The organism is Synechococcus sp. WH 5701, from assembly GCF_000153045.1.
Lineage (GTDB): Bacteria > Cyanobacteriota > Cyanobacteriia > PCC-6307 > Cyanobiaceae > Regnicoccus_A > Regnicoccus_A antarcticus.
This window is the reverse complement of record NZ_CH724160.1, coordinates 749591-773137: the sequence shown is the minus strand read 5'-3', so window position 1 is coordinate 773137 and position 23547 is coordinate 749591. Positions and strand designations below refer to the sequence as shown.

26 protein-coding genes are annotated in these 23547 nt (G+C 68.1%); 9 read left to right on the top strand and 17 right to left on the bottom strand.

Annotated elements, in window-relative coordinates:
* Positions 1 to 6: 6 nt before the first annotated feature.
* Positions 7 to 1677, bottom strand: coding sequence for a mechanosensitive ion channel family protein (locus WH5701_RS13940; protein WP_232201932.1), 1671 nt, complete (start codon positions 1675 to 1677; stop codon positions 7 to 9).
* Positions 1678 to 1774: 97 nt separating this feature from the next.
* On the opposite strand from WH5701_RS13940, the gene WH5701_RS13935 reads away from it, so the two are divergent.
* Entirely contained in the window at positions 1775 to 3418 is a 1644-nt protein-coding gene (locus WH5701_RS13935; RefSeq protein ID WP_006173138.1) for a mechanosensitive ion channel family protein, read from the top strand.
* Here the strand turns inward: WH5701_RS13935 and WH5701_RS13930 are convergent.
* Together WH5701_RS13930 and WH5701_RS13925 are read right to left on the bottom strand one after the other, a co-directional pair.
* Positions 3415 to 5151: a mechanosensitive ion channel family protein gene (locus tag WH5701_RS13930; protein WP_232201930.1), complete on the bottom strand. Its 1737-nt coding sequence runs from the start codon at positions 5149 to 5151 to the stop codon at positions 3415 to 3417. The two genes, WH5701_RS13935 and WH5701_RS13930, sit on opposite strands and share 4 nt — an antisense overlap.
* Positions 5152 to 5158: 7 nt before the next feature.
* A complete protein-coding gene (locus tag WH5701_RS13925) occupies positions 5159 to 6100 on the bottom strand; it encodes a mechanosensitive ion channel family protein (protein ID WP_232201929.1) in 942 nt (313 codons plus the stop codon).
* Between the two features lie 167 nt (positions 6101 to 6267).
* Here WH5701_RS13925 and WH5701_RS18700 point away from each other — a divergent pair, with 167 nt between their 5' ends.
* Together WH5701_RS18700 and WH5701_RS13915 are read left to right on the top strand one after the other, a co-directional pair.
* Positions 6268 to 7368 carry a DUF389 domain-containing protein gene (locus tag WH5701_RS18700; RefSeq protein WP_006173135.1) on the top strand — a complete coding sequence of 367 codons (1101 nt, stop codon included), beginning with the start codon at positions 6268 to 6270 and terminating at the stop codon, positions 7366 to 7368.
* 34 nt (positions 7369 to 7402) lie between these two features.
* Positions 7403 to 7567: a Nif11-like leader peptide family RiPP precursor gene (locus WH5701_RS13915; RefSeq protein ID WP_006173134.1), complete on the top strand. Its 165-nt coding sequence runs from the start codon at positions 7403 to 7405 to the stop codon at positions 7565 to 7567.
* On the opposite strand, the gene WH5701_RS13910 is transcribed toward WH5701_RS13915, so the two are convergent.
* The 3 genes from WH5701_RS13910 to hisB all read right to left on the bottom strand — a co-directional run bounded on the left by WH5701_RS13910 (position 7545) and on the right by hisB (position 10290).
* A complete protein-coding gene (locus WH5701_RS13910) occupies positions 7545 to 8036 on the bottom strand; it encodes a DUF1499 domain-containing protein (protein ID WP_006173133.1) in 492 nt (163 codons plus the stop codon). The genes WH5701_RS13915 and WH5701_RS13910 overlap by 23 nt on opposite strands.
* Entirely contained in the window at positions 8033 to 9562 is a 1530-nt protein-coding gene (locus tag WH5701_RS13905; protein ID WP_006173132.1) for a carotenoid oxygenase family protein, read from the bottom strand. The genes WH5701_RS13910 and WH5701_RS13905 overlap by 4 nt, the downstream gene beginning before the upstream one ends.
* 80 nt (positions 9563 to 9642) lie before the next feature.
* The gene (hisB, locus tag WH5701_RS13900) at positions 9643 to 10290 is read right to left on the bottom strand and encodes an imidazoleglycerol-phosphate dehydratase HisB (RefSeq protein ID WP_006173131.1); all 648 of its coding nucleotides are present in this window, start codon (positions 10288 to 10290) and stop codon (positions 9643 to 9645) included.
* Between the two features lie 86 nt (positions 10291 to 10376).
* Between hisB and WH5701_RS13895 the strand changes: the two genes are divergently transcribed.
* On the top strand, positions 10377 to 10997 hold the full coding sequence (locus WH5701_RS13895; RefSeq protein WP_006173130.1) for a carbonic anhydrase: 621 nt from the start codon (positions 10377 to 10379) through the stop codon (positions 10995 to 10997).
* Here the strand turns inward: WH5701_RS13895 and fabI are convergent.
* The gene (fabI, locus tag WH5701_RS13890; RefSeq protein WP_006173129.1) at positions 10984 to 11766 is read right to left on the bottom strand and encodes an enoyl-ACP reductase FabI; all 783 of its coding nucleotides are present in this window, start codon (positions 11764 to 11766) and stop codon (positions 10984 to 10986) included. The genes WH5701_RS13895 and fabI overlap by 14 nt on opposite strands.
* A 92-nt stretch (positions 11767 to 11858) precedes the next feature.
* On the opposite strand from fabI, the gene WH5701_RS17275 reads away from it, so the two are divergent.
* From WH5701_RS17275 to WH5701_RS13875, 3 genes are read left to right on the top strand one after another with little or no spacing between them, the layout of a single operon-like run.
* Positions 11859 to 12758, top strand: coding sequence for an FAD-binding domain-containing protein (locus WH5701_RS17275; protein ID WP_006173128.1), 900 nt, complete (start codon positions 11859 to 11861; stop codon positions 12756 to 12758).
* 2 nt (positions 12759 to 12760) lie between these two features.
* Positions 12761 to 13210 carry a hypothetical protein gene (locus WH5701_RS17270; protein ID WP_006173127.1) on the top strand — a complete coding sequence of 150 codons (450 nt, stop codon included), beginning with the start codon at positions 12761 to 12763 and terminating at the stop codon, positions 13208 to 13210.
* Entirely contained in the window at positions 13207 to 13875 is a 669-nt protein-coding gene (locus WH5701_RS13875; protein WP_006173126.1) for a 4'-phosphopantetheinyl transferase superfamily protein, read from the top strand. Before WH5701_RS17270 ends, WH5701_RS13875 begins: the two co-directional genes overlap by 4 nt.
* Before the next feature lie 9 nt (positions 13876 to 13884).
* On the opposite strand, the gene WH5701_RS13870 is transcribed toward WH5701_RS13875, so the two are convergent.
* Positions 13885 to 14502 (bottom strand): hypothetical protein, encoded by a 618-nt coding sequence (locus WH5701_RS13870; RefSeq protein WP_006173125.1) that lies wholly within the window; start codon positions 14500 to 14502, stop codon positions 13885 to 13887.
* Between the two features lie 33 nt (positions 14503 to 14535).
* Between WH5701_RS13870 and WH5701_RS13865 the strand changes: the two genes are divergently transcribed.
* Together WH5701_RS13865 and WH5701_RS13860 are read left to right on the top strand one after the other, a co-directional pair.
* Entirely contained in the window at positions 14536 to 15099 is a 564-nt protein-coding gene (locus WH5701_RS13865) for a thioredoxin family protein (RefSeq protein WP_037981577.1), read from the top strand.
* A gap of 33 nt (positions 15100 to 15132) precedes the next feature.
* Positions 15133 to 16338: a DegT/DnrJ/EryC1/StrS aminotransferase family protein gene (locus tag WH5701_RS13860; protein ID WP_037981134.1), complete on the top strand. Its 1206-nt coding sequence runs from the start codon at positions 15133 to 15135 to the stop codon at positions 16336 to 16338.
* Here WH5701_RS13860 and WH5701_RS13855 read toward each other — a convergent pair.
* The 9 genes from WH5701_RS13855 to WH5701_RS13820 all read right to left on the bottom strand — a co-directional run bounded on the left by WH5701_RS13855 (position 16314) and on the right by WH5701_RS13820 (position 23471).
* Positions 16314 to 17813, bottom strand: a complete 1500-nt coding sequence (locus WH5701_RS13855; protein WP_006173122.1) for an FAD-binding domain-containing protein — start codon at positions 17811 to 17813, stop codon at positions 16314 to 16316. The genes WH5701_RS13860 and WH5701_RS13855 overlap by 25 nt on opposite strands.
* Positions 17810 to 18373, bottom strand: a complete 564-nt coding sequence (locus tag WH5701_RS13850; protein WP_006173121.1) for an NUDIX domain-containing protein — start codon at positions 18371 to 18373, stop codon at positions 17810 to 17812. The genes WH5701_RS13855 and WH5701_RS13850 overlap by 4 nt, the downstream gene beginning before the upstream one ends.
* 68 nt (positions 18374 to 18441) lie before the next feature.
* Positions 18442 to 19044 (bottom strand): 2-amino-4-hydroxy-6-hydroxymethyldihydropteridine diphosphokinase, encoded by a 603-nt coding sequence (gene folK / locus WH5701_RS13845; protein ID WP_006173120.1) that lies wholly within the window; start codon positions 19042 to 19044, stop codon positions 18442 to 18444.
* Between the two features lie 14 nt (positions 19045 to 19058).
* Positions 19059 to 19556, bottom strand: a complete 498-nt coding sequence (locus WH5701_RS13840) for a DUF1993 family protein (RefSeq protein WP_232201926.1) — start codon at positions 19554 to 19556, stop codon at positions 19059 to 19061.
* 68 nt (positions 19557 to 19624) lie between these two features.
* Positions 19625 to 19831 carry a hypothetical protein gene (locus WH5701_RS16980; RefSeq protein ID WP_071934307.1) on the bottom strand — a complete coding sequence of 69 codons (207 nt, stop codon included), beginning with the start codon at positions 19829 to 19831 and terminating at the stop codon, positions 19625 to 19627.
* 79 nt (positions 19832 to 19910) lie between these two features.
* The gene (locus WH5701_RS13835) at positions 19911 to 21032 is read right to left on the bottom strand and encodes a class I SAM-dependent methyltransferase (protein ID WP_006173117.1); all 1122 of its coding nucleotides are present in this window, start codon (positions 21030 to 21032) and stop codon (positions 19911 to 19913) included.
* Complete coding sequence (locus WH5701_RS13830) at positions 21032 to 21538, bottom strand: aromatic acid exporter family protein (RefSeq protein ID WP_006173116.1); 507 nt, start codon at positions 21536 to 21538, stop codon at positions 21032 to 21034. Before WH5701_RS13830 ends, WH5701_RS13835 begins: the two co-directional genes overlap by 1 nt.
* Positions 21531 to 22952: a flavin monoamine oxidase family protein gene (locus tag WH5701_RS13825; protein WP_006173115.1), complete on the bottom strand. Its 1422-nt coding sequence runs from the start codon at positions 22950 to 22952 to the stop codon at positions 21531 to 21533. Before WH5701_RS13825 ends, WH5701_RS13830 begins: the two co-directional genes overlap by 8 nt.
* Before the next feature lie 66 nt (positions 22953 to 23018).
* A complete protein-coding gene (locus WH5701_RS13820; RefSeq protein ID WP_006173114.1) occupies positions 23019 to 23471 on the bottom strand; it encodes an Hsp20/alpha crystallin family protein in 453 nt (150 codons plus the stop codon).
* Positions 23472 to 23547: the final 76 nt, after the last annotated feature.

The following is a 23547-nucleotide window of genomic DNA, read 5'->3' as shown; positions in this document are numbered from 1 at the left end:
AACCGCTCAGATCTTCGGCACGGTACTGGCGTTGCCGTTGCGGATGGCGTGATAGCCGGGGGAGAGGATCTCCACATCGGCGGCGGCGAACTGATCCTGCAGCGCCGCCAGCATCTCGGAGAGGGTTTCGCGGTACTGGGAGGGGTCGCTCACGTAGGCCGTCAGTTCATAACTGATGTGGTAATCATTGAGGGATGTCTGCAGAACAAAGGGGTCCATCTCCTTGGTGATGCCCTTCACACTGCGAGCGGCGGCCAGCATCAACTCATGCACCCGGCGCCAGGGCACGTCGTAGCCGATGGTGATCGTGGTGGAGAGGGCCACGGGTTGCTGGATCTCCCGGCGGGAGAAGCTGAAGTTCATCACGGAGGCACCGATCACCATGGCATTGGGGATGCTCACCAGTTCATTGCGTGGCGTGCGGATCCGGGTCACCAGCAGAGCCCGCTCCTGCACCACACCCAGGGTGCCGTTGATCTCCACCCGGTCGCCGATGCGGAAGGCGCGGGTGTAGATCAACATCAGACCGCTGATGATGTTGGTGGCGATGGCGCTGGAGCCGAGGGCCGCCAGGGCACCTAACAGCAGGCCTGCGCCCTGGAAGGCCTTACTGTCCGACCCCGGAATGTAGGGGAAGGCCAGCACCAACCCAACGAGTGTGATGAAGATCGCGGCCAGCCGAGCCGTGGGCAGCGCCCATTCCTGATAGAAACCCGGGATGCGGATCCTGCCGCGATCTAGCGCGGAGAAAAAGGAATTGCTGCCGCGGATGCAGTACACGGTGATCACCAGGATCAACAGGATCGAGAGCACATTCGGAATCACCGAGCCCACCAGGCTCAGGCCCTTCGTAATCACCTGAAGAATCTGCTGACGCAGGCCCTCGGCGAAGCTCTGGGTGGGGGGGAACAGGCTCAGCAGAAGCGGGATCAGCAGATAACTGATCAGCAGCAGCAAGCCCCAGTGGAGAACACGACGGACAAGCTGCAGGATCTGACGCACCTGCCTGGATTCCACCAACTCGGAGGAGCCCAGGCGCACGCCCCGCAGCAGCCGGCTCTGATCGACGGCGATCCACTGGCTCAGGCGGGCGTTCAGCCGGCCCTGGGTCCTCACCCAGAGCAGGTAGATGGCCAGCACGATCAGGGCCAGGACCGTCCCCTTCAGCCAGTTAACCCAGCTGTGGCCGATCCGGTACTGCCTCAGGGCCGTCTGCAGGCTGCTCCGATAGCGCTCGGCCAGTTGCTGGCGGGTCAGATCGAAGCAGGCGGCTGCGCGGTCATCGACGGCCAGCAGCTGCTCGAAGCCCCCATCCGCCTGGCGAATGCCGATGAAGGTGTAAGGAGCCTCATCCTTGAGGCTGAGCTTTTCAAACGGGAAATCAGGATCCTCGGCCAGGCGCGCCAGTTGAGCGCTCGCCCGTCGGGCGAACTCCTGGGGCTTCTGGGCTCCCACCGCATCGCGGATCTCGATCACCTTACGGCCGTCGAGGGTGACGAACGGTGGATCCGCGGCACAGCCCTGCTTCGGCGGCGGCGCGGCCGAGGGAGCACTGCCCCCCTGCTGGGCCGCCAGCGGCAGCGCCATGGCCAGGGACATCCCCAGGGCCAGCACCACCAGCAGGGCGGAGCGAAGCCGGCCCCCATGACCACCTGATCGCACCACGGGAGGCGTCACGGCTGACTCAATCAGACTGGATGGCGATCATGGTGCAGCCCCTGGCTGTCCTCGACCAGTGAATAGGTTGCCGAAAGCCTGGGGAGGACGTCAGCCCATGAACCCAAACGCTTCCGGTGAACCGGGCCGCACCAGGCCACCACGGCAGGGATGGTTCTGGCCGGCGGTGCTGCTGGTGGCGCTGCTGGTGGCCATGCCGTCAGCGTCACCCAGCCGGGCAGCTGCTGAGATCCCTGCCGCCCAGGTGGAAGTGGACGGAACTTACTTGTTCCAGCTGCGGAGCTCGAAGGACTACAGCGCCGAGCAACGGGCGGATGCGGCCACTGGGTTGCTCCAGAGCGCCGCCAAGAACCCAACACCGGCTGTGATCCAGGTGGTGGAACGCAATGGGCTGCCGGTGATCAGCCTCGATGGCAAACCCCTGCTGACAGTGACCCGCCTGGATGTGGCTGAGGGCCTGAGCCTGCAGGACCAGGCGGAAACATGGCGCCGCCGCCTCGTGGAGGCCCTCGAGCAAGGACGCCTGCAGCGGCAGCCCGCCTACATCCGGCGGATGGGGCTGCGTTCGCTCGCCCTGCTGCTGGGGGCCTTCCTGCTGCAACGCCTGCTGGGTGCCATCTTCCGGCGGGCCTTCGCGCAGGCGTGGCCCCATCCAGGCGCCGATGGTGAGCTGATCCCAGGGAAGGCTGGCAGCGGTTTCCTGATCCGGGCCCTGCTGCGTTGCCTGCAGGTGGCGATCTGGATCAGCGTGGCCGGAACAGTGGCCGAGCTGTTTCCGATCAGCAGGATGGCCTTGCAACGGCTGCGAGACGCGCTCTCCGACAGCCTCGCTTCCCCCTTCCTGCCGCTGGGGGAACGCAGCTACTCAGTGCTGGATGTGATCGTGCTGATCACCCTGTTCTTGGCCCTGGCCAAGGGGCTGGGGGTGCTGCAACGGCTGCTGCGCACCCGTGTGCTGCAGTACACGGGGATCGGTAAAGGAGCCCAGGAAGGGATCGCCTTCGTGGTGCAATACGCCCTGCTGTTCGTCGGCTCGCTGGTGCTGCTTCAGCTCTGGGGGCTCGACCTGAGCTCCCTGGCCCTGTTCGCCAGCGTGTTCGGTGTGGCCCTGGGCCTCGGGCTTCAGGGCATCACCAAGAACTTCATCAGTGGCCTGATCATCATCTTCGAACGGCCGATCCAGGTGGGTGATTTCGTCGAGATCGGCGAGCTTCACGGCACTGTTCAGAAGATCAGCCTTCGTTGCACCGAGGTGGTGACGCTGGATCGAATCGCGATCATCGTGCCGAATGCCGAGTTCCTCGAATCCCAGGTGGTGAACTGGAGCCATGGCAGCCCCACCTCCCGGCTGATCCTTCCCATCGGGGTGGCTTACGGCTCCGATTGCACCGCCGTGAGCCATGCCCTGGTGGAAGCCTGCAAAGACTATCAAGGCATTCTCCAGGAACCGAGTCCAAAGGTGTTCTTCACCGGTTTCGGCGACAGCTCCTTGAACTTCAGTCTGCTGGTGTGGATCAACCAACCCATGCGCCAGTATGAGATCATCAGCGATCTCAATTACCGGATCGAGGCCGTTCTGCGCCACCACGGGATTTCAGTCCCATTTCCCCAGCGGGATCTGCACCTGCGCAACGAGAATCTGCAGCTTGCCCTGCCCCCTGAACTGAGCGAGATGCTCAAGGCAGTGCTGGCAGGCCGTGGCAATTCCTCCGCCGCGCCGCCCGATCAGGACGGGGCCTAGGGAGGTGGCAGCGTACTGGCCCGGCCACTGCGAATCGCGTGATAGCCGGGCGAGAGAATCTCCACCTGGGCTGCCGCAAACTGATCCTGGAGGGCCGCCAACAGATCAGAGAGGGTCTGGCGGTAGGTGCTCACATCCCGCACGAATGCATTGAGCTCGTAGCTGATGTGGAAGTCGTTGAGGGAGGTCTGGATCACGTAGGGGCTGAGCTCATCGGTGATGCCCTCGACGCTGTGGGCAGCGGCGAGCATCAACTCATGCACCCGGCGCCAGGGCACGTCGTAGCCGATCGTGATCGTGGTGGCCAGGGCCACGGGCCTGGCGATCTCACGACGGGAGAAGCTGAAATTGAGGATCGACGCGGCAATCACCGTGGCATTGGGAATGCTCACGAGTTCGTTTCGTGGGGGCTGAATCCGCGTCACCAACAGGGCACGGTCCTGCACCACGCCGATGGTGCCGTTGATCTCGACACGGTCGCCTTCGCGGAAAGCACGGGTGTAGATCAGCATCAGGCCGCTGATGATGTTGGTGGCGATGGCGCTGGAGCCCAGAGCCGCCAGCACACCCAGCAACAGGCCGGCCCCCTGGAAGGCTTTGCTGCTGGAACCGGGGATGTAGGGATAAGCCAGCACCACACTGGCCAGAATGATCAGGATCGTGGCAAGCCGTGCCGTGGGCAGGGCCCACTCCTGATAAAAACCGGGAATGCGGATGCGTCCGCGATCGAGGGCCTGAAACCAGGCATGGCTGCAGCGATTCACCAGCACCGCGAGCACCAGGATCACCAGGATCGAGGCCAGATTCGGGATCGTGGCCACGATCGCGGCCAGCAGACGGCCAACCAGCGCCAGGATCTGAGCGCGCAAGTCTTCGGCGATCCCCTGCGTGGGCGGAAAGAACCCCAGCAGCAGCGGAATCAGCAGATAGCTGATCAGCAGCAGCAGGGCCCAGTGCAGCACCTGAAGCAGCAGCTGCAGCGACGCGCGCAGCTGAACGGGATCCAGCAACTGGCCGCTGCGCTGCTGCACCCGCACAAACAGCCCGGCTTCCTGGGCCCCGATCCAAGTGCGCAAGCTCCCGTGGAGGCGCCGCTGCAGGCGCACCCACAGCACATAGAACCCGAGCACCAGCAGGGCCAGCCCCGTGCCTCGTGACCAGGCGCCAGCGGTGTGGCTGCGGCGGTAATTGGCCAGCGCCAGACGCAGGCTGTCGCGATAACGCTCAGCCAGCTGCTGGCGCTTGAGCCCGAAGCAGGCCCCTCCGCGATCATCCACAGCCAGACTGGCCGTGAAGGATCCGTCCCGCTGGATGCCGATCAGGCTGTAGGGGGGATCGTCGCGCAGAACGATCTGCTCAGGGCTGTAGCTGAGGTTGGAAGCCCACAGTTGCAGTCCTCGGCTGCCACGGTTGGCATAAACTGTCAGTTGCTGGGCGCCTGGAGCCGAGCGAATCTCCAGCACCTTCTTGCCATCGAGCTGAACCCACGCTGGGGTGGTGGAGCAGTGGTCCGGCAGGCTTTCGGCTGGGAGAGCCTTCAGCGGGCTGGCCACCGGCGAGCTGGCCAGCCCCGGTAGCCCCGGCACCAGCAGCACGAGCAGCAGAAGCAGCGCCAGCACCCGTTGCGGCCAGAAGGATCCACACCAGAACCCCACACCTCTCGACCTGGCCATGCCGGCATGACGACGCGCTCGCCCCATGGCCCTCGCTACCACCGTTTCTTGATTGGACATGACAGCTTCAACTCCTGCCCGGGCCCTTGCCATCGTTGAGGCGCACATCGAGCGGGGGGATTTCCACCAGATGCACCGTGGTTGAGGCAATGCTGATCCGACCCTGACTGGCCTCGAACGCATCCAGGATGTTGGTGTAGAGCAGGTCTTTGGTGATGCGTCGACGCTTGCAATCGACGATGTAGCGCACGGTGAAGGACAGCCAGTTGTCGGTCACCACCAAGCTCACGGCCGGCTCCAGACTGGCGGACTCGAGCAGATAACGCCGGATCAACTGCTGCCAGGCCTGGCGGGATGACTGCATCAACTCGTCGGTGTAGAGATCATTCACCGCCTTCTCGAGAATCGTCCGGGCCAGACGATGATCACATCCGTGCTTGACCGGCACCTTGATCTCATCCCATAGAAAAGGGAAGTCGCCAGAGTAGTTGAAGACAGGCTCCTTGAAGACAAAACTGTTGGCGATTCGCACCACCCTGCCGCTGTAGAGATCGGAGTCGACCCATTCGCCAAGCTCCATCATGGTGGTCCTGAGAATGCCGATATCGATCACATCCCCCTTGATCCCGCCGAGCTGGACCCGATCTCCGGGTTTGTAGAAGCCCCCGAAGGAAATCGCAATCCAACCCGCGATACTGCCGATCACCTCCTGAAGGGCGAAGGCGATGCCGGCACTGGCCACACCAATCGCCACGGTCAGTCCCACCAGCCGATCGCGGTAGACGATCGACACCAGCAGAATCACCGCCACATAGCCCCCGAAGGTGATCAGCTTGCGGCCGTAGTAGCGGCTGTCCGAATCCTTGAGATTGCGGGTGATGTAGTGCTGGGCCAGGCGAACAGCCAGGACGATCAGCACCAGGCCCACCAGGGCCGCCATCAGTTTCACCACCCCTGGGGCCTGCCACCAGGGAACAGCCAGGATCAGCTGAGGAAGCATCGCTTGCATCGAACGCCTACGACGGAGGTGCTCCAGCCTCGCCGCTGGACCAACAATTCTGCCTGGAGAATCAGCCTAAGGTTGCCGATTCTGATCGGCTCAAGGCCATCACCTCGCTTCTCCCCAAGGGTCTGAGCACCCGACGAGCGCGACAGCGCCCTGTGCCACGTCAGCGCATGCGGCGGCTACTCACCGAGTTTCAGCAGGACGCCCGGCTGGATCAGGTGTTCGTGGTGCTCACGCTCGGCTCCACCCTGATCGCCACCCTCGGTTTGCTGGCCAACAGTGCCGCAGTGGTGATCGGGGCCATGATCATCGCCCCCTGGATCACGCCGCTGCGGGCCACCGCCTTCGGCATCCTGCGGGGTCGACTGCCCCAGGTGATCCAGGGGCTGGTGACCTTGTTGGTGGGGGCCATGATCACCGTGAGCCTCTCGCTGCTGCTGGGCAAACTCGCCGGCTTGCCTGATTTCGGCAACGAGGTGCTCTCGCGTACTGCCCCGAACCTGCTCGATCTGGGCATCGCCCTGGTGGCGGGCGGCATCGCCGCCTACGCCAAGCTGCGCAGTGAGGCGGTGTCGTCCCTTGCCGGCACCGCCATTGCCGTGGCGCTGGTGCCGCCGGTGTGCGTGATGGGCTTGCTGCTCTCCGCCGACCAATGGAATTTGGCCCTGGGGGCCGGGCTGCTCTACCTCACCAACCTGATGGGCATCCTCAGCGGCTGCCTGGTGGTGCTGGCCAAATCGGGGCCCGGGCTACGCCACCAAATGCGCCGCAGCCGGCTCAGCCTGATCAGCCTTGCCCTGACGGCGGTCCTGGTGATTCCGCTCACCAGCAGTTTCCTCGATCTGGTGCGCCAGAGCCGGCAGCAGACGCTGCAACGCGAGTTGCAGAGCACGATCCAGAACCTGCTGGTACGCGAGACCGTGACCCTCGGCCAGGAGGCCCAGCTCGATGGGATGACCATCGATTGGAGCCAGAATCCGCCCCTGATCCGGGTGGTGGTACGGGCCAGCCGGCCGGATGTACCCAGCCCGAAGCAGGTGGCGGCCGTGCAGAAGCTGGTCAACGAGCGTCAGGGACTGCGCTTCCGCCTGGTGGTGGAGCGATCGGCGGTGGAAGTGGTGGGTCCGGAGACAGAACCCAACCCCCAGCCCGAGAACGGAGAGTCGCCGCTGCCGCCTGCCGGAACCACCGCCCCCGAGCCGCCCAGGCAACCACCGGCAGCGGCGGGCGCAGGACCTGCGCCCGTGGCGCCACCGCCGCCGCCGGAGTAGCAAGGAGAGGTACGCACCACCAAAAGCGCCACCGATGTCCAAAGCTCAGCTGAGTGCCTTCCTGACCGAAGTGGAAGCCGATGCCGCCCTGCGCCAGCGGGTGGAGACCGCCGCCAATGCCAGCGCCGTGGCCGCCATTGCTCTGGAGCGGGGCCACGTGTTCTCCGCCGCCACCCTCAGCCGCCACCAGCGGGGCTGAGGATCAGGCGCAGCCCCTCGAGCCGGCGGGCATTCACGCCCAGGTCGGAATCTCCCAGGCGGGATTCCGAACGCGCCTGAAGGCCGGTGCCGGAGGCATCCAGCGCCAGTTCCAGATCATCGACAAAGCCGAACAGCCGGCTCTCGGCTGTGGCATGCAGATAGCTCAGTTGGGGGGATCCCACTCTGGCTTCGATCTGCACTCCAGGGGTGGTCTCCAGCTCCAGGGCCAGCTGCTGGAGAGCCGCTGCGGGGTTGGCCAACGGCCAGTCCTGGCGAGCGCAGTGGGCCGGGCTTGGGCAGGGCCTGAGCCGACCATCATGCAGACCCAGATCCGCGGGCGGCGCACCGGAGAAATGCAGCAGGGAGGCCTGGGCGGCGCCGGGGTGGCCCAGCAGCAACAGCCAGACCAGCAGGTGGGCTCCCAGCAGTGAAAGAAGCCTCAGGGGGCGGAAGGTGGTGGTTCTCATGCTGCAGCCGCCCAGCTGCCGTGCAAGCCGTGGGGCAGGGCCAGGGGCATGGGCAGAACCGCCTGCTCCGAGAGGTCGGCGGCGTTGAGGATCACCAGGTCGCTGGCGCAGCGTGCTCCGTTCCAGACCACGCAGAGGATCCAGCCGTCGTCTTCGGCGGGTTGATCGCCCTCGGCGTCCTGCCGGGGGCGCGGCACCATCACGGGCTCGCTCACGAAGCCCCGGGGAGCGGCGCTCCAGACGAGGCGCTCGCCGTTGCTCAGATCCAGCTTCTCGATGGCCTGCAGAGGGGCATTGCCCCGCTCCTGCTCGGTGACCGCCATCCAGGCGTAGCGGGCCTCAAGACCCACCCGCCGGGGGTTGACCATGGCGAACTCGCAGCAGCGCTCCTCCAGCAACTCCGTGCTCACCTCACCGCTGGCCAGATCGATGCGGCAACGCTTGAGCTGGCCGATCGGCAGGCTGTCGAAATCGACGGCGCGGAAATCGACGCCAGGACCGATCGAGGGGAAATCGTCGTAGAAGATCGAATCCACCACCACCTGCCCGGCCGTGCCGGCACTGGGATCCTCGAAGGCATTGAGGTGGTGGAACACGAACCCCTCAGGGGCGCTCACCTGCAGCGGCTCACCATCGCCCGAGCGGGGGATCAACCAGAACTGGCCGCGCTCACCAGGCTTGGAGTCGAGGCACTGGGCAGCCCCCTTCCAGCCGAGCACGAACCCCAGCGGGTTGAAGCTCATGGCGTTCTGCAGGAACACCGCCCAGTTCTGGGTGATGGCGAAATCGTGGAGGAAGGCGAAGCCGTTGAAGCTGCGCTTCTGGTCCGCCACCAGCGTCCCGGCGGCGGCACCGGGGCTGGCGTCGAACTCCATCAGGCGGATGGTGCTGCGCAGACCGGCCTTGACGCCGAAGGTGACCATGCGCTGCTGGCCGTGGTGGCCTGGATCGAAGCGGGGGTGGGCGCTGAAGGCCTCACCATCGGCAAGCACGCCGCCGAGGAGTTCGACACCCTCTGTTTCGAGGCTGGTGGGGTCGAGGCTGTGGGGCGAGCTGGCCTCCCAAAGGGCCAGCAGCTTCTCGCCCAGCCGCACCACGTGGGTGTTGGCGATGTTCTTGAGGCGCAGATCGAAGGCGTTGGCGAGCGGTCCGCCGGGCTTCTGGCTGCCGAAGACGCCGCGGTAAAGCACCTTGCCGGCCTTCTCCTCCGCCAGCCAGCCCTCCGTGCGCACGAAACGGTTGCTCAGCTCGGCCGCACCGCCCTCAAAGCGCACGGCGGTGATCATGCCGTCGCCATCAAAGGGGTGGTGCACCCAGCGGCCGCCGCGCTCCAGGCGGCCGGGACCGTTGCGGTAGAGGCTGCCGCTGAGTTCGGAGGGGATGGTGCCACTGGCGGCGGCCAGGGGCACGGAGGTGAGTTCCGTGCCCACATTGCGGAACGCACTGGCCCAGTCGGCTCGGTCGTAACCGGGCGAGGAGGCTGCTGCGGCCTTGCCGGGTTCGGGTCGACTGGGGGCGATGGTCATCGCTCACTCACGCGGGAATGCTTCCATCATCACGTAACGGAGTGTGACGACGCGATTCGCCGCCCGCAGCCACCCAGGCTTCAGCCAAGGACTCCCGCCTGCTCCAGCACGCCCTTGCTGCTGGGCACCTCGCCAGCGCGGCGCGGATCGATCTCCACCGCCTGGCGCAGGGCCCGGGCGAAGGCCTTGAAGCAGGCCTCCACGATGTGGTGGGAATTGAGACCGTCGAGCTGACGGATGTGCAGGGTGAGCCCGGAGTTGTTCACCACCGCCACGAAGAACTCGCGCACCAGCTCGGTGTCGTAGGTGCCGATGCGCTGGCCCGGGATCACCAGCCCATAGCTGAGGTGGGGGCGGCCGGAGCAATCCAGCACCACCTGCACCAGAGCCTCATCCAGCGGTGCACTGAAGTGCCCGAAGCGGTGAATGCCCTTGCGGCTGCCCAGGGCCTGGGCCAGGGCCTGCCCCACGGCGATGCCCACGTCCTCGTTGGTGTGGTGGTCGTCGATGTGGGTGTCACCCTCGGCGCTGATCTCCAGATCCAGCAGGCCGTGGCTGGCGAGCTGGTGGAGCATGTGATCGAGAAAGGGCACACCGGTGCTCACCCGGCAGCGGCCGCGGCCATCGAGGCCCAGGCGCACGCGCACGTCGGTTTCACCGGTGACGCGGTGGACACTGCCGCTGCGGCCGCCGGGGCTGCCGTGATCGAAGTCCGGAAGGGAGGACACAGGGCAATGGGGCGGGAGTGTACCAATCATGCCGAAGCCAAAGACCGGAATCGGTCCACAATCGCCAGCACCGAGCCGGCCGCTGCTTGAACAACTGTCCCCAGGCGGTGCTCGCCGAGCTGCGAGCCGGCCACCGACGCTTCCTTGACGGTGAATCGCTCCATCCCCACAGCAGCCGTGAGCGCATGCTCGAGGTGGAATCGGGCCAGCACCCCACCGCGGCGGTGCTGGGCTGCGCGGATTCGCGGGTGCCGGTGGAGCTGTTGTTCGACACCGGATTCGGCGACCTGTTCGTGGTCCGCAACGCCGGCACCCTCTCCACCACCGCCGCGATCGCCTCGCTGGAGTACGCCGTGGCTCACCTGGGGGTGCCGGTGATCGTGGTGCTGGGCCATGAACGCTGCGGCGCCGTGGAGGCGGCCCTCAATCCGGCGCTCACGCTCACACCGAGCCTGGCCCAGCTGGTGGGCCAGCTGCGCATGGAGCTGATCAACCTCGGCGGCCACCACGATCTGGACCAGGCCTCCCGCCATCACACCCTCAACGCGGCCCGCAACCTCGTCGACTCCAGCGTGCTGCTCACTGACCTGATGCGCGGCGGCCGCCTGCAGGTGGAGGCCGCCTTCTACAACCTGCACACCACGAGCATCGACTGGATGGGATCGGTGATGCCGATGCGCTCGGAAGCCCTGCTCACATCCCCGTGATGCAATAGCCGGCATCCACATAAATCACCTGGCCGGTGATGCCGGAGGCCAGGGGGCTGGCCAGGAAAGCGGCGGTGGACCCCACCTCGTCTTGAGTGACGGTGCGCTTGAGCGGAGCCTTCTCCTCCACGTTGTGGATCATCTCGAGAATGCCGCCGATCGCCGAGCTGGCCAGGGTGCGGATCGGGCCGGCGCTGATCGCGTTCACTCGCACCTGTTTCCCGGGTCCCAGCTCGGCGGCCAGATAGCGCACCGAGGCCTCCAGGGCCGCTTTGGCCACGCCCATCACGTTGTAATTGGGAATCGCCCGCTCCGCCCCGAGATAGCTGAGGGTGATCACGCTGGCCCCTTCGCTGAAGAGTGGCTTGGCATGGCGGCAGAGGGGCGCCAGGGAATAGGCGCTCACCTCCAGGGCCCGCGCGAAACCCTCGGGGCTGATGTCGGAGTAGTTGCCGATCAGCTCCTCCTTGCCGGCAAAAGCCAGGCAGTGCACGAGCACATCGATCGAGCCCCACTGTTCCTTCACCTGCTCGAACACGGCCTCGATCTGGGCAGGCTCCTGCACATTCAGAGGCTCGAACAGGCTGGGGTTCAATGGCGCGGTGAGCTCGCGCACCTTGCCTTCGAAGCGGCCCTTCTCGTCGGGCAGATAGGTGACCCCCAGCTCGCAGCCTGCTGCCACCAGCTGCTGGGCAATGCCCCAGGCGATCGAGCGGTTGTTGGCGATGCCCGTGACGAGAGCTTTCTTGCCGCGCAGATCGAGGAGCATGGGGGAGATGCCGAGGACCGGCCAGGGGACAGTGGGGGGATTCTCCTCCACCGCTTCCGGCAGCCCCGAGCCAGCCCATCCCGCATCCGCCGATGACAGCACCCGCTCCCCTGCCAGATCCGACGGCCTCCGATCAGCCCAGCGCCGCGGCCCTCGCCGGCATGCCTCTGGGCTGGCCCGGGGACAGCGGCGATCTGCCGCGCCGGTTCCCAGGCCGCGAGGCCCTGATCAAGGAGCTGGCGGCACGGTTCCCCCAGGCCAGCGGTGGCGCCAGCCCGATCCGGGGGGGCTCGAAGCCGGCTCTGGCAGCGCTGGAGGCCCTCGATCCGGTGCGCTACGCCGCCAGCCGCAACCACCTCGATGGTGCCGTGAGCGGACTCTCCCCCTACATCCGCCACGGGGTGGTGAGCCTGGCGCAGGTGCGTGATCTGGTGCAGCAGCGCATGGCCGGGGGGCCGGAGCCCGTGAGCGAGAAGCTGCTGCAGGAGCTGGCCTGGCGCGACTACTGGCAGCGGCTCTGGCTCCGGCTGGGCGATGGCCTCTGGGAGAACCTGGAGCCGCTCAAGACCGGCCACCCTGAGGCGGCCTACGCGCCCGAGTTGCCCGGCGACATCGACGAGGGCCGCACCGGCCTGGCCTGCATCGATGCCTTCGCGCGCCAGCTGAGCGACACCGGCTGGCTGCACAACCACGCCCGGATGTGGCTGGCCGCTTACGTGGTGCACTGGCGCCGGGTGCGCTGGCAGGCGGGGGCCCACTGGTTCCTGCGCCACCTGCTCGATGGCGATCCCGCCAGCAACAACCTCAGCTGGCAGTGGGTGGCCAGTAGCTTCAGCGCCAAGCCCTACCTGTTCAACCGCGCCAACCTGGAGCGCTTCGGAGCGGGGCGCCATTGCCCGGGCTGCCCGGCGGCAGAGAACTGCCCCTTCGAGGCCAGCTACGAGGATCTGCAGGCCCGCCTGTTCTCCGCGCCGCAGGGCGAGGTGGCCTGAGCATGGACTGTCCGGTTCTCTGGATCCACGCCGAGGCCCTGGGTCCGACCAATCCCGCCCTGCTGGCCCATCCGGGCCGGCCGGCCATGTTCGTCTTCGAGCCGGGGCTGCTGGGGGGCGCCGCCGGGCCGATCAGCCTCAAACGGATCGTCTTCCTCTACGAGTGCCTGCTGGAGCTGCCGGTCACAATCCGCCAGGGCAATGGAGCCGAGGAGGTGCTGACCTTCGCCGCCCGCCACCAGGCCGATGGGGTGGTGACCAGCTCCTGGGTGGACCCACAGCTGGGGAAGATCGCGGCCACTGTGGCCGCCGCCCTGCCCCTGCAGGTGCTGGAGCCCGAACCCTTCGTGGCCCTGCCGCAGCCAGTGGACCTGCGCCGCTTCAGCCGCTACTGGCGCTCAGCCGGGCCCCGGCTGCGGCCGGATCACGCCGGGCCAGACGAGCACTCGTGATCGATCCCAGCAAGCCCCCCGCCCCCGGCAACCCCGTCCAGGCTGCGCCGCACCGGCTGGATCACCCCGGGCTGCCGGCCACGGTCTGGCTGGCGGGGCTGGGCTGGCTCACCCCCCAGCGGCGGGAGGAGTTGCTGGCGCTGCTCTCCAGCGACGAGCATCAGCGGCTGCGGCGCTGGCGTCAGAGCGATGACCAGGACCGTTTCCTGCTGGGACGGGGCCTGCTGCGGCAGAGGCTGGGGGAAGCGATGGGGCTGGAGCCCGCCCGGTTGCGCTTTCGCCTGGGGCCCCAGGGCAAGCCGGCCCTGGAGGGACTGGGAAGCCAGGACACCCTGCAGTTCAACCTGGCCCATTCGGGCGCTCTGGTGCTGCTGGCCCTCCACCCCGAGCGGCCGGTGGGGGTGGATGTGGAGTGCCAACGGCCAGGCCTGAACTGGCGTCCGATCGCCAGGCGCCACCTGCCCAGCGGCTGCCTTGAAGTCCTTGAGGCGCTGCCACCGGGGGAGCAGCTCAGCGGCTTCCTTCAGCACTGGTGCCGCCTGGAGGCGGGCCTGAAAGCGACGGGACTCGGCCTGGCCGCAGCCGGCGCCCCGCCACCACCAGGCCTTGAGCTGCACGATCTGCGCCTGCCGGAGGGCTATGCCGGCAGCCTCGCGTTGCTCTGAGCCCTGAATTCAGGGGGTCGCAGCGCCCGCCTGCGGCTCGGTGACGTTCTCCTTCTCGGGGTCCTGCTCCTGCTTGCGAATCGTCTCGGGATCGGTGAGCAGATCCTTCTCCTCCAGCATCGGCAGCTTCTCCACCTTCACCTGGGAGGGATTCAGGGGCGGCTCGATCCACTCCCAGGTGCTGCGCGGGGCGCGGCTGAGGCAAAGGGCTTCCAGCTCCCTGCGCAGGGCGCGGCGCACGTCGCGGCGGGCGACGGCGGCGAAGAACTCCTCGCGGCTGGCCAGACCGGAGCTGAAGGGGTGGCTGCCGTTGCCGTTGAACAGCCGCGCCGGATCCGGCAGCCAGCGCGGGCGACAGACACCCTGGCGGCGGGTGTCGGTTTCGAGCCAGATGTGCAGCCCGTAGCCATCGGGCTGGCTCACCACCGCCAGGCCATCGTGGGGCTGCTGCCGCTGCAGGGGGAACAGGCGCCAGGTGGGGCGGCGGTCGGCGGGGACACAGCCGGCCACGGCGACCAGCCCCACCAGGACAGCCAGCGCCACCAGGGTTGATGCCGGGCGATGGGGGGGCCGGGCCAAGAGCTGGTTGCGAGTGAGGGGATCCTGCCCCGGGCGCGCCGCGGCCATGGACGCGACAATCACTTCAGCGACGGCTCATCCATGGCACTGACTCCCTCGACGATGCTGCCGCTGGAGCACCCCCTGCCCGTTTTCGCGCTGGAGACCCTCGACGGTGAGCTGGTGAGCAGCATCGGTCTGGCGCCCCGGCCGTTGCTGGTGCTGTTCCTCTGCGCCCACTGCCCCTTCGTGAAGCACATCGAGGCGGAACTGAGCCGGATCGATCACGACTACAGCGATCGGATCACGATCCTGGCGATCGCCAGCAACAGCCTGATCACGCACCCCCAGGACGGGCCGGAGCAGCTGGCGGAGCAGCGCCGCCGCTGCGGCTGGAGCTTCCCCTATCTCCTCGATCCGGAGCAGAGCGCGGCCAAAGCGTTCAAGGCAGCCTGCACTCCGGATCTGTTTCTGTTCGATGCGGAGCAGCGCCTGGTGTACCGGGGCCAGCTCGATGGCAGCCGCCCGGGCAACAGCCAACCGGCGGATGGCTCCGACCTGCGATCGGCCCTCGATTCCCTGCTGGCGGGGCGGCCGCTGGGCACCGCGCAAAAGCCTGCAATCGGTTGCAACATCAAGTGGCACCCGGGGCTGGAGCCGGCCTAGGCCTGACCCTTGGAGGGGCTTAAGGTTGCTGCCATGCAGGTGCCCCCCTTCGATCTCACCGAGCAGCTTCATCAACTGGGTGAGGCCCTCGAAGACGCCGTTCTGCAGGTGTTGCGCAGCGGGCAATACATCGGGGGCGCCACGATTGCCCGTTTCGAGCAACAGTTCGCCGAGGCTGTGGGCACCCCCCACGCCATCGGCTGCAACAGCGGCACCGACGCCCTGGTTCTGGCTCTGAGGGGTCTGGGCATCGGTGAAGGCGATGAGGTGATCACCAGCTCCTTCAGCTTCTTCGCCACCGCTGAAGCGATCAGCGCCGTGGGTGCCACGCCGGTATTCGTGGATGTGGAGGAGTCCACCTATCTGATCGATCTCGATCGGATCGAGGCGGCGATCACGCCCGCCACCAAGGCCGTGATGCCGGTGCACCTGTTCGGGCGGCCGGTGGACATGGAGCGGCTGGGGGCGATCGCCGCCGCCCACGACCTGCTGCTGATCGAAGACTGCGCCCAGGCCACCGGCGCCAGCTGGGCCGGGCGGCCGGTGGGCAGCTGGGGCGATGCGGGCTGCTTCAGCTTCTTCCCCACGAAGAACCTCGGCGGCGCCGGGGACGGCGGTGCGGTCACCTGCCGGGATCCGGCGCTGGCCGCCCGCATCCGCGAGCTGGCCGTGCACGGCATGCCGCGCCGCTACCTGCACACCTCACTTGGGTACAACAGCCGCCTCGACGCGATGCAGGCGGCTGTGCTCTCCGTGAAACTTCCCCACCTGGCCGGCTGGGTGGAGCAGCGAAGGCAGCTGGCGACCACCTACCGCAGCGAGCTGGCTGATCTGCAGGGTCTGATGCTGCCGGCGGAAGGGCCCAGCGGCCACAGCTGGAACCAGTTCGTGGTGCGCGTGCCCCGCTGCCCGTCAGCCGAGGCGGGCTGCGGCGGTGGTTGTGTGCCCTCCAGCGACAGCGCCACCTATGGCCTGCCGGAGAGCTGCTGCCGCGACTGGCTGAAGCAGGCCCTGGCCGAAGCCGGCGTCAACACGATCATCTATTACCCGATCCCGATCCACCGCCAGCCGGCCTACGCGGAGCTGGGCTATGGCCCCGGCAGCCTGCCGATCACCGAGCGGCTGACCGCCGAAGTGCTCAGCCTGCCGATCTTCCCGGAACTGAGCGCCGCCCAGCAGGCCACCGTGACCGCGGTGATGCGGCAGCTGGTGACTCAGCCCCTCAGCCTGGCCTCCTGAGGCGCAGCCACCGAGGCCGCGTGCAGGGCCTTGAAGCGGGCCTGCTGCAGCTTGTGATCCACGATCGGGCCCGGATAGCCCCGGCGCTCCAGGGGGGCGATTTCGCCACGGATCAAATCAGCCGTGGCCACACGCGAGAGCTCGGGTAACCAGCGACGGATGTAGGTGGCCTCGGGATCGAAGCGGGCCGCCTGGGTGTAGGGGTTGAAGATGCGCAGGGGTTTGGGGTCCATGCCGCTGCTGGCACTCCACTGCCAGCCGCCGTTGTTGGCCGCCAGGTCACCGTCCACCAGCAGGCGCATGAACTGGCGCTCACCCCAGCGCCAGTCCACGATCAGATCCTTCACCAGGAAGGAGGCCACGATCATGCGGCAGCGGTTGTGCATCCAGCCGGAGTCATTGAGCTGGCGCATGGCGGCATCCACGATCGGCACGCCCGTGAGGCCATCGCACCAGGCGGCGAAACGGCCCTCGTCGTTCTCCCAGGGGAAGTGGCGCCACTGGGGGCGGTAGGGACCCTCGGCCAGTTCGGGGAAATGGAACAGGGCCTGCTGGTAGAACTCGCGCCAGGCCAGTTCCTGCTCCCAGACCGTGATCGACTGGAGCTCTTCCTCACTGCGGGCCCGCGGGCGCTGCTGCTGGGCGGCGGCCCAGGCCTGGCGGGGGCTGAGGGTGCCGAACCTGAGCGCCGCGCTCAGACCTGAGGTGCCCGGCTCCGCCGGCAGGTTACGGCCCGGTTCGTAGCCCAGGAGGGGTCCGTCGGCGAAGGCGGCCAGCTGGGCGGCGGCGGCGGCCTCCCCGGGGCGGCAGGGGCAGAGATCGGCGCCCGCGAAGGGTGCACCGGGCAGACCATCGCCGGGGGTGGGCACCGTCTCCAGCCAGTTCAGCTGGTCCCAGAGCCGGCGGCGTTCAGCGGGCAGGGCAGCAGGGTCGAGGTCGATGAGGCTCGCCGGAGCGGCAACGGGAGCGCAGGCCTCGGCGCCGGCCTGCTCGATCCGCCGTCGCCAGGAGCGGAAGAAGGGGCCATAGACCCGATAGGGATCGCCGGCGCCGGTGGCCAGGGCATCGGGGGGCACCAGCAGTTGATCCCAGTCGGCCAGCAGCTTGCAGCCGCCGGCGCGCAGGGCCTCAGCAACGCGGCGGTCGCGGGCACGGCCATCGGGCTCCACATCGCGGTTCCAGGCCACCACCTGGGCGCCGGCGGCCTGCGCCAGCTGCGGCAGCACCTCAGCCGGATCCCCGCGCAGCAGCAGCAGACGGGAGCCGGCCTCCCGCCAGCGGCCCTGCAGCTCCCGCAGGCTCTCGCTCAGGAACCAGAGCCTGGCCGGGGAGAGATCGGGGGCGTCCAGCAGGGCCGGATCAAAGACGAACACGCCTGTGACGGCGGCGGTGGCGCGGGCAGCGGCGGCCAGGCCCAGGTTGTCGGCCAGGCGCAGATCGCGGCGGTGCCAGAACAGCCAGCGCGGCGGGTTCATCCGAGGCCCAGCAGCTGGCGGGCCCGGAACCAGGCGGTGACGCTCTTGCCGTCGAGGGCCTCATCGCCACTGGCCAGAGCCGCATCGAGGGCGGCGGGCGCCAGCAAGAGCACGTCCAGATCCTCGTCGTCGTCGCCCGCGGGACGCTCGCTGAGAGGAGTGAGATCCCGGGCCAGGAACAGGTGGATCACCTCATCGGAATAGCCGGGGCAGGGCAGCATCAGGCCGAGGGAATCCCAGCGGCTGGCGCTGTAGCCCGCCTCCTCCCCCAGCTCCCGCTGCATCGACTCCAGGGGATCCTCGCCGTCCTCCAGGGTGCCGGCGGGGAACTCGAGGATGCGCCGCTCCACCGCGAACCGGTACTGGCGCAGCAGCACCACGCTCCCGTCGGCCAGCACCGGCACCGCCAGGGAAGCGCCGGGATGGCGAATGATCCCGTAGGTGCCCTCCACACCCATCGGCAGCATCACCCGGTTGAGCTCGAAGCGCAGCTTGCGGGCCTCGAGGACTGCCGTGGTTTCCAGATGGGTGGAGGGCTCTGGCGGCGGCAGGGGAGCCATGGAGGGAGCTGGAGCAGGCCCACCAGTGTGACCGCCAGCCGAAGCCGGCGCGGTTCAGGCCGCGTGGTTCAGACTGCCTCGGGCCAGCCCTCCCGAGCGGGCAGGGGCAGCGGCGGTGGTTCGGCGCCGGGGCTGCTCAGCAGCTCAGCCAGCAGGGCGGCGGCGGTCTGGTGGCCACCGGGGAGCACCAGCTGCGCGTCGATCGCCGCCAGGGGGCCGATCACGAAGGCGCGCTGGCGCAGGCACGGATGGGGAAGCTCCAGCTGGGGGCTGCTGCAGCGGGCATTGCCGCACCAGAGGAGGTCGAGATCGAGGCTGCGGGGACCCCAGGGCTCCAGACGCTGGCGACCGAAGCGCGCCTCCAGGTCCTGCAGACGCATCAGCAGGGCCAGCGCATCGGGCCAGGGCTCGCGGCCCCCGGCTGCGCGCCCCACCAGCAGGACCCCATTGACGAAGGGCGGCTGCCCCAGCGGCCCGCCAACCGGCGCCGTGCGGAACAGGGGCGACCACCCCAGCAGCAGCTGAGTGGCAGCCCGCGCCGCCCAGCCGTGCAGCTCACGGATCAACAGGGGGCGCACAGCCGTGAGGGTGGCGATGGGGTCGCCGAGGTTGCCCCCCAGGGCGATGGCCACACTGGCCTGGGCGGTGATGACCGGATCACCGGTGGGCATTCAGAGCCGCGAGCTCAGGGCTCGCCGAGGTAATCGCGCTTGCCGAGCACCACACCGCTGTGACGCAGGATCGCGTAGGCGGTGGTGGTGTGGAAATAGACGTTGGGCAGGACGAACATCAAGAGGAAAGGCCATCCCGCCATGGTGATGGTCTCGCCGCGGCCGATCGGCACGGTGATCTCCCGGTCTTCACTGCCGTCGATCTGATCAGCGCGGAAGCCATCGAGATAGGCGATCGAGCGCTGCAGGCGATCGATCAGCTCGGGGAAGCTGGTTTCCGTGTCCTCCAGCGGCGGCGCCTCCAGGCCAGCCAGGCGGGCAACGCCGCGGCGGGCCAGGTCGGAGGCGATCTGCACCTGCCGTGACAGGGGGAACATGTCGGGATAGAGGCGGCTGGTCACCAGCACAGCGGGATCGAACCCCTGGGTCTCGGCATGGACCAGGCCCTTGCCCAGCACTGCAATCAGGTTGGTGAGCGTCCGGCGCAGGGGCGGCACGGAGGCCGTGTACATGCTCAGTTCCATGGGGATGTCCTTGAACCTCAGCGCGAGCCGAGGCTAGGTGCAGGCCCCCCGGAGCATCAGGGCAGGAAGCCAAGATCCTCGAACCGGGGCACCAGCCAGGAGGGGATGCCGTCCTGCGACCAGACCCAGAAGTCGCCGCGGCCGAGGTACACCGGATGGCCGGAGCGGTAGGCCTGGGCCAGGGTCGCCAGATCGAGCTCCTCCAGAGCGTCTTCCCGGCTCACTCGCCTGCTGCGGGCTGCTAGGGAGACCCTGGGGGCCATGGCACCTGTGCTGAGGAGGGTCCGCCAGCGTATCGGCGCCTGGAGTGTTGTGCACAACCCGGCCCGATCGCCGGCGGGCTCAGCTCTTCCGGGCGCAGAAGGCCAGCCATTGGGGTGTGCCGCCGGCCTCAGCGGTGGGGCCCGGCAGCTCATGAACCTGAAAGCGATCCGGGGCGAAGCCGGCCTCGAGGGCATAGGCCGCGAAGGCGTGATCCGGGGAGGACGCCAGATAGGGCTCCGAGTTCACCCAGACCTCCGTGTCACGGAAGTAACGACTGGCCGGAGTCGAGGGGCGCAGGAAGAGGGCGCTGTCGAGATGCACCATCACCCCCTGTGGCCTGAGCAGGCGATGGGCTTCGGCGAACAGGCGCCGTCTGGCGGCAGCCGGGATCTCGTGCAGCAGGATGTGGCTCACGATCAGATCGAAGCTGCGATCCCCGAAGCCGGTGCGTTCGGCATCCTGCTGGGCGAAGTGAACGGCGTGATCGAGCAGCCGCGCCCGCGCACTGGCATAGCGCAGCAGGGAGGCCCCCAGATCGATCCCCCAGACCTCGGCCTCGGGGAAGGCCGCCGCATAGGGCAGGGTGCTGTGGCCCGCCCCGCAGCCCAGATCGAGGATCCGCCGCGGCCGCAGGCCGGCGTGATGGCGGGCCAGCACCTGCTCGATCACGGTCCTGCCGGGAGCATCGTTGAGAGGACCGAACCAGCCCTGGCCGTACAGGAACACGCCATGGTCGTAGAGGGCACCGGTGACGACACCCTCTTCCTCCTGTGCGTTGAGGTAGCCCCCCGGCATGCGGTGGATGTCGGCCTTGAGCTGGTGGGAGGGGATGGCCAGATCGGCCGTCAGCTGCAGGCTTCCCGGTCCCCGGCGCTGGCTGTCGGCCACCGCCTCCAGGCGCTGGCGGTCGTCCGCGATCGCCGCCTTGACCGTGGCCCAGAGCTGGTCCTGCAGGGCCGCACGCCGCTGATGGGCCGCCTGGATTTGCGGGCAGGCATCGAGCTGCCGGCGCAGCTCCGGCCAGCGCCGGTGCAACTCCCGAGCTGGCAGGGAATCCTCGCCAAGGACCTCTCCGATGCGGCCCTGGAGGAGCTGCTGGAAGGAGGCGCGAAACGTCCTCGAGGCCTCCATCAGAGCCTGTTCAGGCTCCGGGGTCCTGGCCCTGGGGATCAGCGCATGTCGGTGCTGCCGGACAGCCATCACCTGAGGCGCTCAGGCCAGACCAGGGTGATCGCCAGGCTAACCAGGATGCCGAGGCTGACATCGACGAAGCGGAACCAGGCCAGGCTCCAGACGGGTGAGGCGTGGGGCACGAGGCTGACGATGGTGAGGGCGATGCCCCCGAAGCGGTAGGCGCTCTGGTGCAGTCGCAGCAGGCCGCAGAGCAGCCCCAGCAGCAGGACGGCGGCCACATAGGCCGGCAGCCCCGCAGGCAGCCACTGCACCTGAGCGGCGCCGACCACCACACCCAGGGCCGTGCCCAGCAGCCGGCGGCGTGAGATCAGCCAGGAGTCGACCAGGGTCGACTGGGTGACGATGATCGTGGTGATCGGTGACCAGTAGGGATCCGACAGGCCGAGGCCGCTGGCCACGGCCATCGAGACACCAGCCGCCAGGGCCGTGCGCAGGGCATGCAGGCTCCAGAGCCGCCAACCCAGCTCACGGGGATCGCGTTCGCGCAGTTGCGGGGATCTGGATTCAGCCAAGCCGTTGCACCACTGCTGCCGCTGCCTCCTCACCGCTGCGCACCGCGCCTTCGAAGAAACCGGGCCAGCGCTCGGCCACCTCGGTGCCGGCCCAGAACACCCGGCCGTGGGGCCGGCGCATGGCCTCACCGCAGCGGGTCCACAGCCCCGGCGGCATCCAGCCGGCATAGGCGCCAGCCACGAACGGCACCGACGGCCAGTCCTTCTCCACATAGGCCAGGGGCTCGAGGGCCTGGGGTCCCAGGTAGGCGGCCAGATCAGCCAGCACCGCTTGCCTGCGCCTGGCTTCGTCCAGAGCGGCCCAGCGCTGGTAACGATGCCCCACCACGAAGGCAGCCAGCACGCCACAGCCGTTTTCGGGATCGGAGCTGTCGGCGCAGAGCTCCACGGTGGGCCGATCGCCGATGGCGATCCCCGACAGCCCCTGCTGCCGCCACCAGGGGCTGGCGTACACCACCATCACCTTGGCGCAGGCGCCCATGGCCATCTCGTCGTTGAGCTGCTGGCGGTCATCGGGCAGCTCCGGCGAGAAGCGCAGATGGGCCGCATGCGCCGGCGGCATCGCCACGATCACGGCCCGGCAGGGATAGGTGGCCCGATCGGTGTGCACCCGCACCGGCTGCCCGGCCTCAGGGGACACCTGCTCAATGGCACGCACCGGCTCGCCCAGCCGCAGCACCCCCTCCCCCAACTCGCCGGCCAGCAGGGCCGGCAGCTGGCCGGCACCGCCGTGGAGCAGGGACTCCTCCGGATGCTCGCCCTGGGGGGCGGTGCGCTGGCCCCAGAGCACATGCAACAGCGACACCTGCTCCGGCTCAGCGGGGCCGAGAAAGCCGACGGCGCGGCAGAAGTAAGCGAAGTACCAGGCGGCGAAGGGCGTGTGGGTGTTCTCGTCGATCCAGTCCTGGAAGCTGCGGCGATCGAGTTCGGCGGCGGCGGGATGGCGGTGGGGGTGGCCTTCCGGCAGCTGGGCCACCAGCGTCTGGAACCGCTCCAGGGCCGCCATGGCGTCGTCCCAGTCGGCGCTGGGCACGGCGGGAGGCTGGCCTTCGGGGAAGCCCTGGAAGAAGCCGGCGAAGGTGCAGCGGCTCCCGCCGAACACCAGCACCGTGTCGCCGGCATGGGGGGACTCGAAACGGCGGATGCCGTGGCGGTCCAGGAGGGCCAGCACACGGGTCTGGGTGGGGCCGACCCACTGGCCACCCAGGTCAATCCAGGCGCTGCAACATCCAGCCTCAGGGGCCTCAGCAACCAGCTGCAGACGCTCACCGGTCATCCGCCCCCCCACCGTGGCGGCCGCCTCAATCAGCCGCACCGAGCGGCCCGCGGCCTGCAGAGCACGGGCCGCCACCAGGCCGGAGAGTCCGGCTCCCACCACCACGGCGTCAACGGCTTTGGCGGCAGGGGGACTCATCCGGCAAGGATCGCAAGCGACCGGAGGTGTGGCCTCAACGATGGACGGGCCATGGCCCGTCCGTGATCACTGAACCGGAATCTGGACCGGTTCCTCACTCGGGCTTGTGCCCTTGCGGGGCAGGGACACCGTCAGCTGGCCATCGTTGGCCGTGGCGGTCATTGCTGCCGCGTCGGCATCATCGGGGAGGGTGAAACTGCGGCTGAAGCTGCCGTAGGCACGCTCGACCCGGTGCATGCGCTCAGACTCCTCCTTGTGCTCCTGTTGGCGCTCACCCTGAATGGTGAGGACACCATCCTGGAGGGTGACCTTCAGGTCCTCCTTGCGGACTCCGGGGATGTCGGCCCGCACTTCATAACCCGTGTCGGATTCCGTGATGTCCACGCGCGGGTGCCAGTCGTGCAGGGGCCCGTTCGCCAGAGCGGAGCTGCTGCGGCCGAACGGCCAAGGGAGCCCGAGGGCGTAGCGGTCGAACAGATCTTCGACATCCTTGAGCGATTCGCGTTTCAAGAGTGCCATGGTGCGACCTCCTGGGAGAAAGGGTGGTGAGGATGTGCTCCACATCGGTATGGCCGCTCCGAACCCTGGTTCGGCG

What these genes read in the sequence shown, in the direction of transcription:
- WH5701_RS13935 (WP_006173138.1), top strand. Translation starts at nt 1,775, where the DNA reads ATGAACCCAAACGCTTCCGGTGAACCGGGCCGCACCAGGCCACCACGG.
- WH5701_RS13930 (WP_232201930.1), bottom strand. Translation starts at nt 5,151, where the DNA reads ATGTCCAATCAAGAAACGGTGGTAGCGAGGGCCATGGGGCGAGCGCGT.
- WH5701_RS13925 (WP_232201929.1), bottom strand. Translation starts at nt 6,100, where the DNA reads ATGCAAGCGATGCTTCCTCAGCTGATCCTGGCTGTTCCCTGGTGGCAG.
- WH5701_RS18700 (WP_006173135.1), top strand. Translation starts at nt 6,268, where the DNA reads ATGCGGCGGCTACTCACCGAGTTTCAGCAGGACGCCCGGCTGGATCAG.
- WH5701_RS13915 (WP_006173134.1), top strand. Translation starts at nt 7,403, where the DNA reads ATGTCCAAAGCTCAGCTGAGTGCCTTCCTGACCGAAGTGGAAGCCGAT.
- WH5701_RS13910 (WP_006173133.1), bottom strand. Translation starts at nt 8,036, where the DNA reads ATGAGAACCACCACCTTCCGCCCCCTGAGGCTTCTTTCACTGCTGGGA.
- WH5701_RS13905 (WP_006173132.1), bottom strand. Translation starts at nt 9,562, where the DNA reads ATGACCATCGCCCCCAGTCGACCCGAACCCGGCAAGGCCGCAGCAGCC.
- fabI (WP_006173129.1), bottom strand. Translation starts at nt 11,766, where the DNA reads ATGCTCCTCGATCTGCGCGGCAAGAAAGCTCTCGTCACGGGCATCGCC.
- WH5701_RS17275 (WP_006173128.1), top strand. Translation starts at nt 11,859, where the DNA reads ATGACAGCACCCGCTCCCCTGCCAGATCCGACGGCCTCCGATCAGCCC.
- WH5701_RS17270 (WP_006173127.1), top strand. Translation starts at nt 12,761, where the DNA reads ATGGACTGTCCGGTTCTCTGGATCCACGCCGAGGCCCTGGGTCCGACC.
- WH5701_RS13870 (WP_006173125.1), bottom strand. Translation starts at nt 14,502, where the DNA reads ATGGCCGCGGCGCGCCCGGGGCAGGATCCCCTCACTCGCAACCAGCTC.
- WH5701_RS13865 (WP_037981577.1), top strand. Translation starts at nt 14,536, where the DNA reads ATGGCACTGACTCCCTCGACGATGCTGCCGCTGGAGCACCCCCTGCCC.
- WH5701_RS13860 (WP_037981134.1), top strand. Translation starts at nt 15,133, where the DNA reads ATGCAGGTGCCCCCCTTCGATCTCACCGAGCAGCTTCATCAACTGGGT.
- WH5701_RS13855 (WP_006173122.1), bottom strand. Translation starts at nt 17,813, where the DNA reads ATGAACCCGCCGCGCTGGCTGTTCTGGCACCGCCGCGATCTGCGCCTG.
- WH5701_RS13850 (WP_006173121.1), bottom strand. Translation starts at nt 18,373, where the DNA reads ATGGCTCCCCTGCCGCCGCCAGAGCCCTCCACCCATCTGGAAACCACG.
- folK (WP_006173120.1), bottom strand. Translation starts at nt 19,044, where the DNA reads ATGCCCACCGGTGATCCGGTCATCACCGCCCAGGCCAGTGTGGCCATC.
- WH5701_RS13840 (WP_232201926.1), bottom strand. Translation starts at nt 19,556, where the DNA reads ATGTACACGGCCTCCGTGCCGCCCCTGCGCCGGACGCTCACCAACCTG.
- WH5701_RS16980 (WP_071934307.1), bottom strand. Translation starts at nt 19,831, where the DNA reads ATGGCCCCCAGGGTCTCCCTAGCAGCCCGCAGCAGGCGAGTGAGCCGG.
- WH5701_RS13835 (WP_006173117.1), bottom strand. Translation starts at nt 21,032, where the DNA reads ATGGCTGTCCGGCAGCACCGACATGCGCTGATCCCCAGGGCCAGGACC.
- WH5701_RS13825 (WP_006173115.1), bottom strand. Translation starts at nt 22,952, where the DNA reads ATGAGTCCCCCTGCCGCCAAAGCCGTTGACGCCGTGGTGGTGGGAGCC.
- WH5701_RS13820 (WP_006173114.1), bottom strand. Translation starts at nt 23,471, where the DNA reads ATGGCACTCTTGAAACGCGAATCGCTCAAGGATGTCGAAGATCTGTTC.